Genomic DNA, 16368 nt, shown 5'->3' on the forward strand with positions numbered 1-16368 from the left:
GGGCGAGGAGGCGGTACCGCCCGGCGATCACGCGTGCTCCGTCGGTCACGTGCCCCCCATTCGCAGCCGTGCGACTGTCCCAAAAGTAGCTCAACCAAGCGCTGTTGCCGCCCCCTTGAACACCAATCCACACCCAAGGGCGAGTACGAGGCAGGCGGAGCCCAGGGGGGCGAGGCGACGGGCGAGCCGGGCCGGGTTCCGGCGCCAGGTGAGGCGCCGTCCGGCCTCGGCGGACAGCCGCGCGCCGACGCGCACGACGAGGAAACCGGCCGCCGTCAGGGTGACGGCGAGCCCCGCCCCGTACGCCAGGACGAGCAGCAGCCCGAACCAGGCCTCGCCGAGCGCGGCGGCCCCGACGAGCACGACGACGGCGGACGGACTGGGCACGAGCCCTCCCGCGAAGCCGAGGAAGAGGGTGCCCCGGAGGGAGGGCCGGGCGGGACCCGGGCCGGGTGGGGCGTGGGTGAGCGGGGTGGGGTGCGGATGCGCGTGGTCGTGTGGGGTGTGGGTGTGCGGGGCGTGGTGCGGATGCGCGTGGTCGTGCGGTGGGGCGTGAGGGGGCGCGGCGGTGTGCGCATGAGCGTGCGGGTGCGCGTGGGTGTGATCGTGGGGGTGGTCGTGGGTGTGGGGGTGGGCGTGGGCGCGGTGGCGCCAGGCGCGGCGCAGGAGGAGGGCGCCCGCGCCGGTCACGAGGGCGCCACTGGCCACCCCGAGCCAGGCGACGACCGAGGGCGCCGCCGCCGACCCGCCCGCCACGAGCAGCCCGAGCGCCACCACGCCCAGCGTGTGGGTGACCGTCACGGACGCGGCGAGCGGCAGCACGTCGCGCACCGTCGCGCGGCCCCGGGCGGCGGCGGTGGCCGCCATCAGCGTCTTGCCGTGCCCGGGAGCGAGGGCGTGCAGGGCGCCGAGGGCGAGCGCGGTCGCGAGGGCCAGCGCCGCGAACGGCAGGGTCAGCTCGTGCCGGGCCACCAGGCCGGTCAGGGCGTCGGTCGCGGCGCGCGGCAGCGGGGAGCCCGGCGGCGTCGCCTCGTCGGCGGCGGCGGGACCGCCGGGCCGGGCCCGCAGCGTGGCCGTGGTGGTGTCGGGCGGGGACGCGCGCAGCTCGGCGGGGTAGCGGGTCAGGTGCCGGGACGGCGAGGACGCGGGCACGTCCGTGCCGGTCAGGGTCATGCGGTCGCCCCGTGCGGTGACCTCGCGCCAGCCGGGCGCGGCCTGCGGCGGCGCGCGGAACGTCAGTGCGACGGGGCCGCGCGGGAGCCGTGCCGCGAACCGGCAGGTGACGCGGACGGTGGGCAGGCCCGCCTGACCGGTGCGTACGGTGGCGTGCGCGGGCCCGGCCACGGTGATGGGAGCGGGGCGCCCGCCGACGCGCACGCGGGTGCCGGACGCGGCCCGCGCGCACCGTTCGCGCGCCCACCTCTCCTTGCCCTGCCGGTCGATGGCGGGCTTGGCCTGGGTGGCGGGGATCTCGGCGAGGTCCTCGACGTGCTCGACGCGCAGCTGCCCGGGGGCGAGCCGCAGGGCGTCGTGCTGGTTGACGGTGAAGTTGCCGAGGGGGTGGGCGCGGGCGGGCCCGGCGAGGGCGGCAACCGCGAGGACGACACCGAGCAGCACGAGCACCCGCCGCACCCACAGCCGCCGGGGCCCCGCTGGAACTGCCGTCAGGCGCCCCGCCGTTGGCCCGCCGCTCGATGCGGAGCCACCGGTGGGCGGGTGGGAGTGATCCGCCGCGAAGCGGCGGCCCAGAGCAACCACCCACTGGCCCGCGCCGGAAAACGAAGGACAACGCATCACCGACCCCCCAAGAGCCGCGCAGCGCCCCGCGCCGCGGTGGGCGAGAACCCCGGATTGAGCGCCAGCGCCCTCCGCAGCCATGTCCGCCCCGCCCCCGGCGAGCGAGCGCCCCGCTCGATCACGCCCCGGTGGTAGAAGAAGGACGCCTCTCGGAACCCGGTGGCCGTGGCCCGCCGGGCGTAGGCCAGCGCCTCCCGGTCGCGCCCCCGCGCGTGCAGCGCCCAGGCGAGCGCGTCGGCGGTGTGCACGGTCCGCCGCCGCTGCCACTCGGCCCGGGCGGCGCGCAGCGCCTCGGCGGGGTCGCCGTGGTCGGCGGCGGCGAGCGCGGTGTCCAGGTCGGGGTTGACCCCGTTGGCGCGGGCGAGCTTCGCCCAGGCGCCGACGAGGGCGTACTGCTCGCGGGCCCGCGCCCGCTGCCCCCGCGCCTCGTACAGCTCGCCGAGCGCCACCAGCGGACCCGGCAGCGGCTGCCGGGCGACGACCGCGCGCAGCTCGGCGACGGCGGCGGCGGTGTCGCCGCGCGCGGCCCGGGCCCGCGCCCGGGTCTCCCGCGCCGCCAGGTGGGAGGGGTCGGCGCGCAGGGCCTCCGCGCACCGGCGCAGCGCCTCCCCGTACCGCCCCTGCCGCCAGGCGAGTTGGGCGAGCGCCGTGGCGACGTACGCCCGCTCGCCGGGCGCCCGCGCGTCCCGCAGGGCGAGCAGCAGCGCCCGCCGCGCCCCGGCCACGTCGCCCCGCAGCTCCCGTACGTAGGCGTAGCGCGTGAACGCGGGGATGCCGGGGCGGCGGGCGTCGGCGGTGCGGGCGGCCGTCAACGCCCGGTCGTAGTCGCCGAGTTCGACGAGCGCGTCGACGCGGGAGGCGAGGGCGCGCTCGTGGTACGGGTTCACGGCGAGCGCCCGGTCCGCGTACCGCAGGGCGGCGGCGAAGTCGTGCCGGGCCGCGGCGAGCGCGGCCCGCCCGGCGAGGGCCCCGTCGTGCCCCGGCCGCAGCGCGAGCGCCCGGTCCAGGGCCCGCTCGGCCTCGGCGTACCGGGTGGGGTCGCCCTTGGTGCGGGCCTGTTCGACGTACGCGGTGCCGAGCGCCGCCCAGGACCCGGTGTCCCTCGGCTGGTCGCGCACCCGCTCCCGCAGCGCGGTGACCCCGCGGTCCAGGTCGCCCGCCAGCGCCCCCTGCCACGGCACCGCGGGCGGGGCGGCCGCCGTCGACGGCCGCCCCTGGTCCGACGTGCCGCCGACGACGACCGCGCCCACGGTGAGCGCGACCGCGAGGGCAAGCGCCCCCGCGAGCCCCCGTACGGACACGGGCAGCACCGTGCGCCCCGGCCCGCTCCGGGCCCAGTCCCGTCGGTTCACGTCAGCTCCCCACGACCCCGGCGCCACGCCCCCGCGTGCCGCGGGTGCGCCACCACACCAGGCCGAGCGCCACCAGCAGCACCCCGGCGCCACCGGACGCGGCGGACGCGACCAGGACGGTGTCCGACGAGCCCGACGAGCCCGACGGGGCGGCGGGGGCCGCGCCGCCCACGAGGGCGTCGCGCGCGCTGCTGGCCTTCTTGTCCGCGAGCGGTCCGCGCGAGCCCGGCGTGGGCAGCGCCACGTACGGGAAGGACGAGCCGAACGCGCGGTCGTTGGCGTTCACCGCGTCGCCCAGGTCGTTCTTCTGGCCCGCGAGTTCGCCCTGCACCACCTGGAGGGAGATGTCGACGACGTCGTCGGACAGGCGTCGGCCGTTGGGGTAGCCCGCGGTGTCGCCGTCGAGGACGCCGAGCCGCTTCGGGTCGGCGGTGGGCTTGACGGACGTGTTGAGGCGCAGCGCCTCGGCGGGCCGCACGTTCGGCGGCTGGTTGAGGCCCTTGACGCCGGTCAGGAACACCGACACCAGGTCCTTGCGGGGCTCCTGCGGCGCCTTGATCTTGTAGAACCGCTCGATCAGGCCCGGCAGCTCCGGCCGCTGGACGTACGGCAGGAAGTCCGCGTCGTTCCACGGCTGCGACGCGTTGAACTTGTCCTTGTCCTTCAGCGGCACGACCAGCTCGTTCACCAGCGGCGAGGCGAGCCGGGACACCTGCGTCCACTTGCCCGCCGCGTTCCTGCGCTGGGTCGTCGACCACACGCCGACGGTGGGCTGGTCGGCCGACTGCCGGATGGCCGCGCTCGGCACCTGGAGCGCCACGGTGTTCACGTTGTACCCGGCGAGCGTGTCCCGGCCGACCTCCGACAGGTCACCCCCGTACAGCAGGTCGAAGACCCTCAGGTCGAGGAAGAACGGGTCGTCGGCCTGCCCGGCGAACGCGGTGGTCCCGCCCGGGAGCTTCCGCACGGCCTGGTCGCGGAGCTTGCCGTAGTTCGGCATGGACGCCTTGCCGACGTGGGACGGCGCGACCGGCAGGTCGTCGGCGACCTTCGTCGTGGAGACGACCTTCTGGTCCTTCAGGCGCAGCAGGTCGATGTCGTAGGTCTGCGTCACGTTGAGGTCGGGGTCGTCCAGGCTGGTGACCCGGTCGGTGTTGTAGAGGAACGTGTCGCCGTTCTTCGTGCGCGTGTCGAACGTCCAGCGGTACAGCAGGTCGCCCTGCGCGTCGCCGTCGCTGTCGATGTGCACGTCGTACTGGGCGTCCTCGGCGAACGGGTAGAAGTTCGGCCCGCCCGCGGGCTCCTCGAACGGCAGCCAGTTCGCGACGATGGTCGTCGTGTCCGGCCGGTCGGGGCTGACGAACGCGTACACGTCCGTGGTGTCGTACTGGGGCTGCCCCGAGATCAGCGGGGCCTCCCGGTGGCTTGAGGCCCGCGCGGCCTCGGGTTCGAGGGCGGTGAAACCGGCGGCGGCGAGCCCCCCGGCGGCCAGCGCCCCGCAGACGAGCACGGCGACGCCACGGGTCCTCCGTAGCGTCGCGCGGCTCCTGACGAGTGCGGTCATCGCGTCCGTCCTTCATCACTTCGCTGTACGGACCACGCGCGGGGCCGCGCCCGGTCCGTCTGACGCATGCCATTCGGCGCCGCCCGCCGGGCGGATTGGCCCGGCGTGAGAATCCCCCGCGGAGCGGCTCGGTCCGGGCAATCCCGACGGGGGGCTCGCCCCGAATCCCCGCCGAGTCCAGAATTGAGCGCCCCAGACGGGGCCGGACGGGGGAGGGGAACGGGGTGGAGGCGGACGACCTGCTGCCGCGCGTGGCCCGCGGTGACCACCAGGCCTTCGAGGACCTGTACGGACTGGTGTCCGGGCCGGTCTACGGCCTCGTACGCAGAGTGCTGCGCGATCCCGCGCAGTCCGAGGAGGTGGCCCAGGAGGTGCTGCTCGAACTGTGGCGCACCGCCGCCCGCTTCGACCCGGGGCGCGGCACGGCCCTGGCGTGGATCCTCACCCTCGCCCACCGCCGGGCCGTCGACCGGGTGCGCAGCGCCCGCGCGGCCGGGGAGCGCGAGCGGCGCGTCGCGCACCGCGGCGAGGGCCCCGCCTTCGACCAGGTAGCGGAGGAGGTGGAGGGCAGCCTGGAGCGCGAGTGGGTGCGCCGCTGCCTGGAGCGGCTCACCGACCTCCAGCACCAGGCCGTCACCCTCGCCTACTACGAGGGCTACACCTACCGCGAGGTCGCCCGCCGCCTCTCGGTGCCGCTCGGCACCGTCAAGACCCGGATGCGGGATGGTCTGCTGCGGCTGCGCGACTGCCTGGGCGCCGCCGCATGACGGACCGCCCGCTGCACGCGCTCCGTGCCCGCCTCGTCCGCCTGGGCCTCGGCCACTCCCTGCACTCCCTGGCCGTGCCCTACGCCCTGGACGCCCTCGACCCGGACGAGATGCGCCGCTACGAACGGCACCTCGCGCGCTGCGCCCGGTGCGCCGACGAGGTGCGGGCGCTCGCCGCGGACACCGTGCGCCTGGCGCGGGCGGCGTCCGTACCGGCGCCCCCCGACCTGCGCGAGCGGATCCTCACCGCGGTGCGCACGACGGCACAGGAGCCGCCGCCGGAAGGGCCGCCGCCCGACCCGGTCCGGGCGCGGCCCGCCGCCCGGGCGCCGGTGCTCGTGGCGCTCGCCGCGTCGGCGGCCGTGCTCGCCCTCCTCGCCGCGGGCCTGCTGGCCTTCGCCCTGGTCCGCGCCGACGACCGGCTCGACGACGAGCGGGCCGCCGCACGTGAGATCGCCCACGTCCTGGCGGCGCCGGACGCCCGCGCGAGCACTCAGCGGGACGCGCGCGGGCGCGGCCTGACCGTCGTCGCCTCGCGCGCCGAGCGGCGGGCCGTGGTGAGCGCCACGGGCCTCGGCCGCCCGCCGCAGGGGCGCGTCCATCAACTGTGGGTGATGCGCGCGGGCGCCGCGCCCCGCTCCCTCGGGCTGCTCGACGGCGAATCGCCGGTGCTCGCCGCCGACCTCACCGCCCGCGCGACGTCACTCGCTGTCACCGTCGAACCCGGCGGCGGCTCCGTCCGGCCCACTACGAAGCCGGTCGTCCAACTCGCCCTGGAATCACTTGGATTCGGAGAGTAACCGTCAACCCCCTTGCGTCACAGGTGAATCCCAGGACCGGGATACCCGGGTGTGACGGTGGGGCGATAGGGTTAACCTGCCCTGGGCCGGGTGCCCTCGTACGGGTGGGGAGTGACATGGAACAGATAACAGTGCGCAGCAGGGCTCGGGTCCCTGCGATCACCTGTGGGAGCGGCGCGAGCAGCTCTCGCCTCGACCGTCATCTCTCGGTGCTGGGCGGCCCCGCCGTCCCGCAGCGCGAGTCGGCCGAGGCGACGCTGCTGATGCGGGAGCTCACCTCGCGTGACGCCGCGCACGAGCGGGGCGGCAGGCGGGCGCGGGTCGGCCGCGTGTCGTTGTTCGCGCCGCTGCGTCGGCTGCGGCGCTCGCTGTTCGGCAACCACTGATCTCTGGCGGGGGCGCCTTGGGCTGAGGCCCGGGGTGTCCCCGGGCTTCCCCGCCGTCCCCTCCCGGCTCTGGGTGGCGGTAACTCCCTCGTTCCGTACGGTGTGTTGCGGTGCGCCCCTGCCCTGGCCCGTGCTGGGTGGGTGGCCGTGTGTCGCGCTGCGCGCTCGTCCTCAATCGCCGGACGGGCTCTTTGTGTCTGCCCGCGCGTGCGTCTTCTTCGTACGGGTCGCTTCATCGCGCTGCGCGCTCGTCCTCAATCGCCGGACGGGCTTTCGTGACTGTCCGTGCGTGCGTTTTCTGCGTGCGGGTGGCCTTATCGCGCTGCGCGCTCGTCCTTCGCCGGACGGGCTGGTTCTCGCGTGCTGTCCTGTTTCACAGGAGGGCGAACTGGCCCTCCGGGCCCTCCTCGTGGTGGTCGAGGACCGAGGCGGGTCGCCGTGTGGTGGCGGGGACGGGGAGGACTCCCGCCCGGTGGAGGTCCGCGGCGGTCAGGGGCGGGGCCGTGTCCAGGGGGAGTGGGGGAGTTCGGCCAGGAGGGCCAGGACCGTGATCAGCTCCAGGAGCTGGGACGTCCAGGGCTGGGGCCAGGCGGCGGGACGGATCGCGTCCAGGGTGCCGGGCTCGGCGGGCGCCACGCGGCGGTCGAACCACAGCTGAAGGACCCGCACTCCGCTGACCCGGAAGTCCCACGCCCCCACCGGCACCGGGGAGATCACCCCGCCCTCGCCGACCCGCAGCATCTCGTCCTCGGCGTCGTACGCGAGGGAGGACGGCCGCGCGGGCAGCGGCGCGCGCACATAGGGGCGCCGCCCGCCGGGCAGCTTCGGCCGCTCCCCGCCCACCCGCGCCTGGAGCCGCAGCGCCCGCCGCCCCAGCTCCACGCCCCGCTCCCACACCCCGGCGTCCGAGGTGAGCGGCACCACGCACCCCGTGGCGGCGGACCGCGCGGCCACCAGGGTCCAGGCGAGGAAGTCCTCGGGGGTGACCTCGGCCCCGTACCGCCGCGTGAGGTGCGCGAGCAGGCCCGGCGCCAGATTGGGCTCCGCGCGGCCGGGGCGGCGGTAGAGGGGGCGGACGCGGCCGGGGCGCCCGGCGGGGGAGCGGCCGTCGGGCAGCAGCGCGGACGCCAGGACCGGGGGACCGGCGTCGGGGTCGGGCACGTGGCCCTGTTCGGTGAGGAAGAGCTGGCCCTCGCCGAGGACCCGCCACAGCTCGGGGCGGGCCTGGTCGACGAGGCGGTGGTCCGGTATCAGCCACTGCTCGTCGAAGGGGCCGTGCAGCACGCGCACCGGCTCGGGGCAGGGCCCGGACTCCCGGGCCAGGCGGACCGTGCCGCCGCCGAAGCCGGGCAGCTGGGCCACCGCGGTGTGCAGGGTGCGCGCCCGGGTGGGCCCGAAGAGCGCCGCGCGGCCGTCGGCGTCGGCCCGGACGAAGGCGTCCCAACGGGCCTTCAGGGACGCCGCGTCGGGGGCCATCGGCCAGGTGCGCCCGGGGCGCAGCGGGGCGACGGACCACGGCATCAGATCGGCGAGCGGCGGCGCTTGGTCGTGCGTCACGCCCGGCATCGTACGACGCCGGGCGCGGCGGTCAGCAAGGCGCGAAGGCCCCGGGCGCCCGGCCCGGTGGGGCGTCACGTGGCGTCGAGCGTGACCGTGAACGAGAACCGGTCGCCCCGGTACTCGATCCGCGCCACGTCCAGGACGCGGCCGTCCGCGCCGTACGTGATGCCCGTGTAGTGCAGGATCGGGCTGAGCAGCGGGACCTGGAGGAGGCGGGCGGTCTCGGGGTCGGCGAGCCGGGCCTCCACCGTGTCGGTGATGCGGGCGATGGCCACGCCCACCACGTCCCGCAGCACCTTCGTCATCGGCCACCGCTCCAGGTCGGCGGGGTCGACGCGCTCGGCGAGGTCGGGCCGGACGTGGTTGCGGGCGTGGTTGGTGGGCTCGCCGGTCGTGGCGTCGCTGCGCAGCCGGTGGTAGGTGGCCACCTCGGTCAGGTCGGGGAAGTGCTCGGCGAGGTCGGCGGGCACCGGCTCCCGGCCGTGGGTGAGGAGCTTGGTGTCCATGCCGGACTGCTGCGCCACGATCGCGTCGACCGAGCCGAGCAGGCGCACCGGCGAGCCGCGCTGCGCGGTCGGCTCGATGAACGTGCCGCGCCGCCGGTGGCGGCTGATCAGGCCCTCGGCCTCCAACTCCTTCAGGGCCTGGCGCATGGTGAGCACGCTCACCCCGTAGTGCCCCGCCAACTGCTCCTCGGTGGGCAGGCGCAGCGGGGCGTCCGGCGCCCGGCCGAGTATCGAGGCGCGCAGCGACTGCGACACCTGGTACCACAGCGGCAGTTTGCGGTTCAGAACGATCGAGTCCGGGGCGAACGCGGTCACGTGGAACTCCGTACTTCCGTCACGACGCGGACAGCGGCCGGAAGTGGTGGTACTACGGCCGGAAATGACGCTCCAGACCCTGCCACACGTCGTCGTAGGCGCGCTGGAGGTGGTCCGCCGACGCCGCCCGCTCCGTGGCGGTGACCGGCCAGCGGGTCTCGAACATGAACGCCAGGCCGTCGTCGATCTTCTGCGGCCGCAGCTCGGCGGCGCTGGCCCGCTCGAAGGTCTCCCGGTCGGGGCCGTGCGCGGACATCATGTTGTGCAGCGAGCCGCCGCCCGGTACGAAGCCCTCCGCCTTGGCGTCGTAGGCGCCCTCGATCAGGCCCATGTACTCGCTCATCACGTTCCGGTGGAAGTACGGCGGCCGGAACGTGTCCTCGCCGACCAGCCAGCGCGGCGCGAACACCACGAAGTCGACGCCCGCGAGGCCCGGGGTGTCCGACGGCGAGGTGAGCACCGTGAAGATGGACGGGTCCGGGTGGTCGTACGAGATCGTGCCGATGACGTTGAAGCGGCGCAGGTCGTACACGTACGGGACGTGGTTGCCGTGCCAGGCGACGACGTCCAGCGGCGAGTGGTCGTAGGTCGCCGACCACAGGTTGCCGCAGAACTTGTTGACCACCTCTACGGGGCCCTCGACGTCCTCGTACGCGGCCACGGGGGCGTGGAAGTCCCGGGCGTTCGCCAGGCCGTTGGCGCCGATGGGGCCGAGGTCGGGGAGCTGGAAGACCGCGCCGTAGTTCTCGCAGACGTACCCGCGGGCCGTCTCGTCGAGCAGCTCCACGCGGAAGCGGACGCCGCGCGGGATCAGCGCGACGTGGCCGGGCTCGGCGTGCAGCAGGCCCAGCTCGGTGCGCAGCAGCAGGCCGCCGCGCTCGGGGACGATCAGCAGCTCGCCGTCGGCGTCGGAGAACACCCGGTCCATGGAGGCGTTGGCGTGGTACAGGTGCACCGCCATGCCCGTGCGCTGCGTCGCGTCGCCGTTGCCGCCGAGGGTCCACAGGCCCGCCAGCCAGTCGGTGCCCTCGGCGGGCTCCGGCAGCGGGTTCCAGCGCAGGCGGTTGGGGTCGGGGACGGACTCCGTGAAGGGCGCCGTGCGGATCGCGCCGTTGTCGATGCGGGTGAACGCCGGGTGCGCGGCCGACGGGCGGATCCGGTACAGCCACGAGCGGCGGTTGTGGGCGCGCGGCTCCGTGAAGGCCGTGCCGCTCAGCTGCTCCGCGTACAGGCCGAGGGGGGCGCGCTGGGGCGAGTTGCGGCCCTGCGGCAGGGCGCCGGGGACCGCCTCCGAGCTGTGCTCGTTGCCGAAGCCGGACAGGTAGCTCAGTCCCTCGGCGGTCTTGCGCGCGTCGTCCCTGGGGTGGTCCCCGCTCATGACAGCTCCCTCGACTCCCGGGCCAGCGATCCCTGGCACCTGATTCCTATGGAACACCGTAGGATTCGCTCTTTCCTCGCGCAAGGGGGATCCATGACATGCGAACCGTGCTCTAGTCTCCCGGGATGCGGGACGCACCACGCACGCGCGACCCCGGCGGCCACGGCCCGGGCCGCCCCGCCGGGCCCGACGGCGCCGCCCTGCGCCGCGCCCCCGTCCAGCGCCGCAGCGCCGAGCGCCTGTCCCGCATCCTCGACGCCTGCGCCGCCCTGCTCGACGAGGTCGGCTACGACGGCCTGACCACCCGGGGCGTCGCCGCCCGCGCGGGCGTCCCCATCGGCTCCGTCTACCGCTTCTTCGGCAACAAGCGCGCCCTGGTCGACGCGCTCGCCCACCGCAACCTCGACGCGTACGCCCACCGCGTCGCCGCGCGCCTCGCCGACACCCCGCGCGGCGACCTGCGGGGCGCGGCCGACGCCGCCTTCGACGAGTACCTGCTGATGAAGCGCACCGTGCCGGGCTTCGGCCGCGTCGACTTCGGCGTCCCGGCGGCGCCCGGCGTGCTGCCCGACGCCAACGCGACGGTCGCCGACCGCGTGGCCCGGCTGCTCGCCGGCCACCTCGGCCGCCCGGCGGACGCCCGCCTGCGCCGCGCCGTGCTCGTCAGCGTCGAGGCCGTCGACGCGCTGCTCCAACTCGCCTTCCGCGACGACCCGTTGGGCAGCCCCGAGCTGATCGCCGAGACCCGCGTGCTGCTCCACGCCTACCTGGAGCGCACCCTCGACTGACCCCGGCGCGCGACCCCCTGGCACAGTCCATACCGGTCGGTATGCTGAGGGCGTACCGCACCGCCGTGCCGTCGCCCCGGGAGGGCTCATGCCCCGCACCGCCCCGCGCATCTGCCCGCTCTGCGAAGCCACCTGCGGACTGACCCTCACCGTCGACGGCACCCGCGTCACCGGCGCGCGCGGCGACCGCGACGATGTGTTCAGCCGGGGCTTCATCTGCCCCAAGGGCGCCGCCTTCGGCGACGCCGACGCCGACCCCGACCGGCTCACCGCGCCGCTCGTCCGCCGGGGCGGGCGCCTGACCGAGGCGACCTGGGACGAGGCGTTCGACGCCGTCGCCGCCGGGATCAGGCCCGTCGCCGAAGCGCATGGGCCGCACGCCGTCGGCGTCGTCCTCGGCAACCCCAACGTGCACACCATGGCGGGCTCCCTGTACATCCCGGTGCTGCTCGGCGCGCTCGGCACCCGCAGCCTGTTCACCGCGAGCACCGTCGACCAGATGCCCAAGCACGTCTCCTGCGGTCTGATGTTCGGCGACCCGCTCGCCATCCCCGTACCCGACCTGGACCGCACCGACTTCCTGCTGATGCTCGGCGCCAACCCGCTGGACTCCAACGGCAGCCTGTGCACCGCCCCCGACTTCCCCGGCAGGCTCAAGGCGCTGCGGGCCCGGGGCGGGACGCTCACCGTCGTCGACCCCCGCCGCACCCGCACCGCCCGTCTCGCCGACCGGCACCTGGCGATCCGGCCCGGCACCGACGCGCTGCTGCTCGCCGCCCTTGCCCACGTCCTGCTCGCGGAAGGCCTCACCGACCCCGGCGCGCTCACCGGCCACGTCGACGGCGTCGCCGAACTGGGCGACGCGCTGCGCCCGTTCACGCCCGAAGCCGCCGCGCCCGCCTGCGACGTGCCCGCCGCCACGATCCGCGACCTCGCCCGCCAGCTCGCCGCCGCGCCCACCGCCGCCGTGTACGGACGCGTCGGCGCCAGCACCGTCGCCTTCGGCACCCTCGCCTGCTGGCTCGTCGACGTCCTCAACGTCCTCACCGGCAACCTCGACCGGCCCGGCGGCGCCCTGTTCCCGCTCTCCGCCACCGGGCGCGCCCCGCGCCCCGCCGCCCCCGGCAGGGGCTTCGCGCTCGGCCGCTGGCACAGCCGCGTCAGCGGCCACCCCGAGGCCAAGGGCGAACTGCCGCTCGCCGCGCTCGCCGAGGAGATCGACACCCCGCCGCGCACGGCCGACGGCGGCCTCGGCGCCAGCCCCGTCCGCGCCCTGATCGCCGTCGCCGCCAACCCCGTCCTGTCCGCGCCCGACGGCGACCGGCTCGACAAGGCGCTCGCGGGCCTCGACTTCATGGTCAGCGTCGACCCGTACCTGAACGAGACCTCACGCCACGCCCAGGTGATCCTGCCGCCGCCCCCGCCCGCCCAGACCCCGCACTTCGACTTCGCCTTCAACGCCCTGGCCGTACGCAACCAGGTCCGCTACACCCGCGCCGCCGTGCCCCTGGAGCCGGGCCGGGTGCCGGAGACGGAGATCCTCGCCCGGATCGGCCTCGCCGTCAGCGGCACGGACGCCACCGACCCGGCCGCCGTCGACGCCCTGGTCATCGACGACACCCTCCGCAAGGCCGTCACCGACCCGCACGCACCCATGCACGGCCGCGACCCGAAGGACCTGGCCGCCCGGCTCACCGGCGACAGCGGACCCGAGCGGCGCCTCGACCTGATGCTGCGCCTCGGCCCCTACGGCGACGGCTTCGGCGCCGACCCCGACGGACTCACCCTCGACCGCCTGCTCGCCCACCCCCACGGCATCGACCTCGGCCCGCTGCGCCCCCGCGTCCCCGCCATCCTGAAGACCCGCAGCGGCCGCATCGAACTCCTGCCCCGCCCGATCGCCGACGACCTGCCGCGCCTGGCCCGCGCCCTGTCCGCCGACCCCGCCGCCCTGGTCCTGGTCGGCCGCCGCCACCTGCGCTCCAACAACAGCTGGATGCACAACGTCCCCGCCCTCGTGGGCGGCTCCAACCGCTGCACCCTCCAGGTCCACCCCGAGGACGCCGCCCGCCTCGGCCTGCGCGACGGCCGCCCCGCCCGCGTCGGCGCCGACGGCGGCGAACTCACCGCGCCCGTGGAGGTCACCGACACCGTGCGCCCCGGCGTGGTCAGCCTGCCGCACGGCTGGGGCCACGACCGGCCCGGCACCCGCCTGACCGTCGCCGCCGCCGACCCCGGCGCCAACGTCAACCAGCTCCTGGACGGCACGCTCCTCGACCCGCTGTCCGGCACGGCGGTGCTCAACGGCTTCCCCGTGACCGTGACCCCGCTACCAGAACCTTCTTGACCTGGAGTTTTGCGCTTATTGCTCGCACGTCAACACCTTGTTAACGCTTCCGGGCGGGTCCTACCGTCATCCGCACCGCCAGACCTGGTGGAGTTCGATGGTGAACGTTAGGTAGCCCCCATGCTGACCATCCTCGGATTCGTCATGATCGCCACCTTCCTGGTGCTGATCATGATGAAGAAGATGTCGCCGATCGCGGCGCTGGTGCTCATCCCCGCGTTGTTCTGCGTCTTCGTCGGAAAGGCCGCCTACTTCGGGGACTACGTCCTCGAAGGCGTCGGCAACCTCGCGCCCACGGCCGCGATGCTCATGTTCGCCATCGTGTACTTCGGCGTGATGATCGACGTCGGCCTCTTCGACCCGATCGTGCGGGGCATCCTGCGGTTCTGCAAGGCCGACCCGATGCGGATCGTCGTCGGCACCGCCGTGCTCGCCGCGATCGTCTCGCTCGACGGCGACGGCTCCACCACCTTCATGATCACGGTGTCGGCGATGTACCCGCTGTACAAGCGCCTGAAGATGAGCCTCGTCGTGATGACCGGCGTCGCCGCCACCGCCAACGGCGTGATGAACACCCTGCCGTGGGGCGGCCCGACGGCCCGCGCCGCCACCGCGCTCAAGGTCGACGCCGCCGACATCTTCGTCCCGATGATCCCCGCCCTCGCCATGGGCCTGGTCGCCGTCTTCGTCCTCGCCTACGCGCTCGGCCTGCGCGAGCGCAGGCGGCTCGGGGTGCTCTCCCTCGACGAGGCACTTGAGCGGGAGCAGGAGACCGTTCTCGTGGGCGCCGGTGACGGTGCTGAGGGACGTACGTCCCTGACCAAGAAGACCGCGGGGGAGCGGGCTCCGACACCGACGCCGAACCCGCCGGGGCATCCCAGGGGGCCGGGGAGCCCGACGACGGCTTCCAGGGCCTCGACCCCGACCGGCCCACCCTGCGCCCCAGGCTCTACTGGTTCAACGCGGCGCTGACGGTCCTCCTCCTCACCGCCATGATCATGGAGTGGCTGCCGATCCCGGTCCTGTTCCTGCTCGGCGCGGCCCTCGCCCTCACCGTCAACTTCCCGCACATGCCCGACCAGAAGGCCCGCATCGCCGCCCACGCCGAGAACGTCCTCAACGTCACCGGCATGGTCTTCGCCGCCGCCGTCTTCACCGGCGTCCTCACCGGCACCGGCATGGTCGACCACATGGCCGACTGGCTCGTGAACGCCATCCCCGACGGCATGGGCGGCCAGATGGGCCTGGTCACCGGCCTGCTCTCCATCCCGCTCACCTACTTCATGTCCAACGACGGCTTCTACTTCGGCGTCCTGCCCGTCCTCGCCGAAGCGGGCAACGCCCACGGCGTGTCCACCATCGAGATCGCCCGCGCCTCCATCGCCGGACAGGCCCTGCACATGTCCAGCCCGCTCGTGCCCGCCGTGTACGTCCTCGTCGGCATGGCCAAGGTCGAGTTCGGCGACCACACCCGGTTCACCGTAAAGTGGGCGGTGCTCACCTCCCTCGTGGTCCTCGGGTCCGGCATCGCCTTCGGGATCATCTGACCCCGGATGTCCGCCCGCTGCGACGGCCCCCGGGCGCGCCACGGGGCGCCCCGGGGCCCACGGGAGAGCACCCCGCCCGGCAGGGGCTGGCTGCTGCGCCTCGTCATCGCCTTCGGCTTCGCGCAAGGGGCGGTGTCGATGGCGCGGCCCGCCGTCTCCTACCGGGCCCTCGCGCTCGGCGCCGACGAACGGGCCGTCGGCGTCATAGCCGGGGTGTACGCGCTGCTTCCGCTGTTCGCCGCCGTGCCCCTCGGCCGCCGCACCGACCACGGCCGGTGCGCGCCCCTGCTGCCCGTCGGCGTCGCGCTCATCGCGGGCGGCTGCGCGCTCAGCGGCACCGCCGGGTCGCTCGGCGCGCTCGCCGCGTGGAGCGGCGTGATGGGCCTCGGGCACCTGTGCTTCGTCATCGGCGCCCAGTCGATCGTCGCCCGCCAGTCCGCTCCGGACGAACAGGACCGCGACTTCGGGCACTTCACCATCGGCGCGTCCCTGGGCCAGCTCGTGGGGCCGCTCGCCGCCGGGGCGGTCATCGGCGGCGACACCGGCCGCACCAGCGCGCTCGCCCTGGTCGTCTCGGCCGCCGTGGCGGCGACGGCGTGCACATCCCTGTGGCGCGTCGAGCACCGGCCACCGGCCCACCCGGCGGTCGGGGCCGAGGCGCGAGGGCACCCCCCGGCAGCCGGGGACAAGGTTCCCGTCCTCGGCATCCTGCGCACCCGGGGCGTCCCCGCCGGGATCCTCATCAGCCTCGCCGTGCTCTCCGCCACGGACGTCCTCACCGCGTACCTGCCGGTCGTCGGCGAGCACCGGGGCATCCCGCCCGCCGTCATCGGCGTGCTGCTCAGCCTGCGGGCGGGCGCCACCATCGCCTGCCGCCTGGTGATGACACCGCTGATCCGGCTCGTCGGCCGCCGGGCGCTCATCGTCGGGACCTGTCTGCTCGGCGGGCTGCTGTGCGCCGCCGTCGCGCTGCCGCTGCCCGTGTGGGCGCTGGCCTGCACGCTCGTCCTGCTCGGGTTCTGCCTCGGCGTCGGCCAGCCCCTGTCCATGACGACCGTCGTCCAGGCGGCCCCCGCCGCTGCCCGCTCCACGGCTCTCGCGCTGCGGCTCACCGGCAACCGGCTGGGGCAGGTGGCCGCCCCCGCCGCGGCCGGGCTCGTCGCCGGGGCCGCGGGGGTGGGGGCGCCGTTCCTGACGCTGGGGGTGCTGCTGGGGGTGGCGGCGGGGCTGGGGGTGCGGGTGGGGTGACCCTCGCGGGTGC

General features: G+C 75.3%; 11 protein-coding genes and 2 pseudogenes. 7 read left to right on the plus strand and 6 right to left on the minus strand.

Annotated elements, in window-relative coordinates; all coding sequences use genetic code 11:
• Positions 1-90 precede the first annotated feature (90 nt).
• From ACOBQU_RS30940 to ACOBQU_RS30950, 3 genes are all read right to left on the minus strand, one after another.
• Positions 91-1623, minus strand: coding sequence for a nickel transporter (locus tag ACOBQU_RS30940; RefSeq protein ID WP_423631611.1), 1533 nt, complete (start codon positions 1621-1623; stop codon positions 91-93).
• A 170-nt stretch (positions 1624-1793) separates the two neighbouring features.
• Positions 1794-3149 (minus strand): tetratricopeptide repeat protein, encoded by a 1356-nt coding sequence (locus tag ACOBQU_RS30945; protein WP_423631613.1) that lies wholly within the window; start codon positions 3147-3149, stop codon positions 1794-1796.
• A gap of 1 nt (position 3150) precedes the next feature.
• Entirely contained in the window at positions 3151-4713 is a 1563-nt protein-coding gene (locus ACOBQU_RS30950) for a DUF4331 domain-containing protein (RefSeq protein ID WP_423631615.1), read from the minus strand.
• A 224-nt stretch (positions 4714-4937) separates the two neighbouring features.
• Between ACOBQU_RS30950 and ACOBQU_RS30955 the strand changes: the two genes are divergently transcribed.
• The 3 genes from ACOBQU_RS30955 to ACOBQU_RS30965 all read left to right on the plus strand — a co-directional run bounded on the left by ACOBQU_RS30955 (position 4938) and on the right by ACOBQU_RS30965 (position 6666).
• Positions 4938-5480, plus strand: a complete 543-nt coding sequence (locus tag ACOBQU_RS30955; protein ID WP_423631616.1) for a sigma-70 family RNA polymerase sigma factor — start codon at positions 4938-4940, stop codon at positions 5478-5480.
• Positions 5477-6280, plus strand: coding sequence for an anti-sigma factor (locus tag ACOBQU_RS30960; protein WP_423631618.1), 804 nt, complete (start codon positions 5477-5479; stop codon positions 6278-6280). Before ACOBQU_RS30955 ends, ACOBQU_RS30960 begins: the two co-directional genes overlap by 4 nt.
• Before the next feature lie 116 nt (positions 6281-6396).
• Positions 6397-6666, plus strand: coding sequence for a hypothetical protein (locus ACOBQU_RS30965; protein ID WP_423631620.1), 270 nt, complete (start codon positions 6397-6399; stop codon positions 6664-6666).
• A 373-nt stretch (positions 6667-7039) separates the two neighbouring features.
• Here ACOBQU_RS30965 and ACOBQU_RS30970 read toward each other — a convergent pair.
• The 3 genes and pseudogenes from ACOBQU_RS30970 to hmgA form a co-directional block, all read right to left on the minus strand.
• Positions 7040-8232: pseudogene (locus tag ACOBQU_RS30970) on the minus strand (type ISP restriction/modification enzyme).
• Between the two features lie 65 nt (positions 8233-8297).
• The gene (locus ACOBQU_RS30975) at positions 8298-9047 is read right to left on the minus strand and encodes a GntR family transcriptional regulator (RefSeq protein ID WP_423631622.1); all 750 of its coding nucleotides are present in this window, start codon (positions 9045-9047) and stop codon (positions 8298-8300) included.
• A 52-nt stretch (positions 9048-9099) separates the two neighbouring features.
• On the minus strand, positions 9100-10425 hold the full coding sequence (hmgA, locus tag ACOBQU_RS30980; RefSeq protein WP_423631624.1) for a homogentisate 1,2-dioxygenase: 1326 nt from the start codon (positions 10423-10425) through the stop codon (positions 9100-9102).
• 125 nt (positions 10426-10550) lie between these two features.
• Between hmgA and ACOBQU_RS30985 the strand changes: the two genes are divergently transcribed.
• The 4 genes and pseudogenes from ACOBQU_RS30985 to ACOBQU_RS31000 all read left to right on the plus strand — a co-directional run bounded on the left by ACOBQU_RS30985 (position 10551) and on the right by ACOBQU_RS31000 (position 16355).
• On the plus strand, positions 10551-11213 hold the full coding sequence (locus tag ACOBQU_RS30985; RefSeq protein ID WP_423631626.1) for a TetR/AcrR family transcriptional regulator: 663 nt from the start codon (positions 10551-10553) through the stop codon (positions 11211-11213).
• A gap of 88 nt (positions 11214-11301) precedes the next feature.
• Positions 11302-13560 carry a molybdopterin oxidoreductase family protein gene (locus tag ACOBQU_RS30990; RefSeq protein ID WP_423631628.1) on the plus strand — a complete coding sequence of 753 codons (2259 nt, stop codon included), beginning with the start codon at positions 11302-11304 and terminating at the stop codon, positions 13558-13560.
• A 120-nt stretch (positions 13561-13680) separates the two neighbouring features.
• Positions 13681-15107: pseudogene (locus tag ACOBQU_RS30995) on the plus strand (CitMHS family transporter).
• A 6-nt stretch (positions 15108-15113) separates the two neighbouring features.
• Positions 15114-16355 carry an MFS transporter gene (locus ACOBQU_RS31000; RefSeq protein ID WP_423631630.1) on the plus strand — a complete coding sequence of 414 codons (1242 nt, stop codon included), beginning with the start codon at positions 15114-15116 and terminating at the stop codon, positions 16353-16355.
• Positions 16356-16368 lie beyond the last annotated feature (13 nt).

The sequence above is a fragment of the Streptomyces sp. G45 genome (genome assembly GCF_049542095.1).
Taxonomy (GTDB): Bacteria; Actinomycetota; Actinomycetes; order Streptomycetales; family Streptomycetaceae; genus Streptomyces.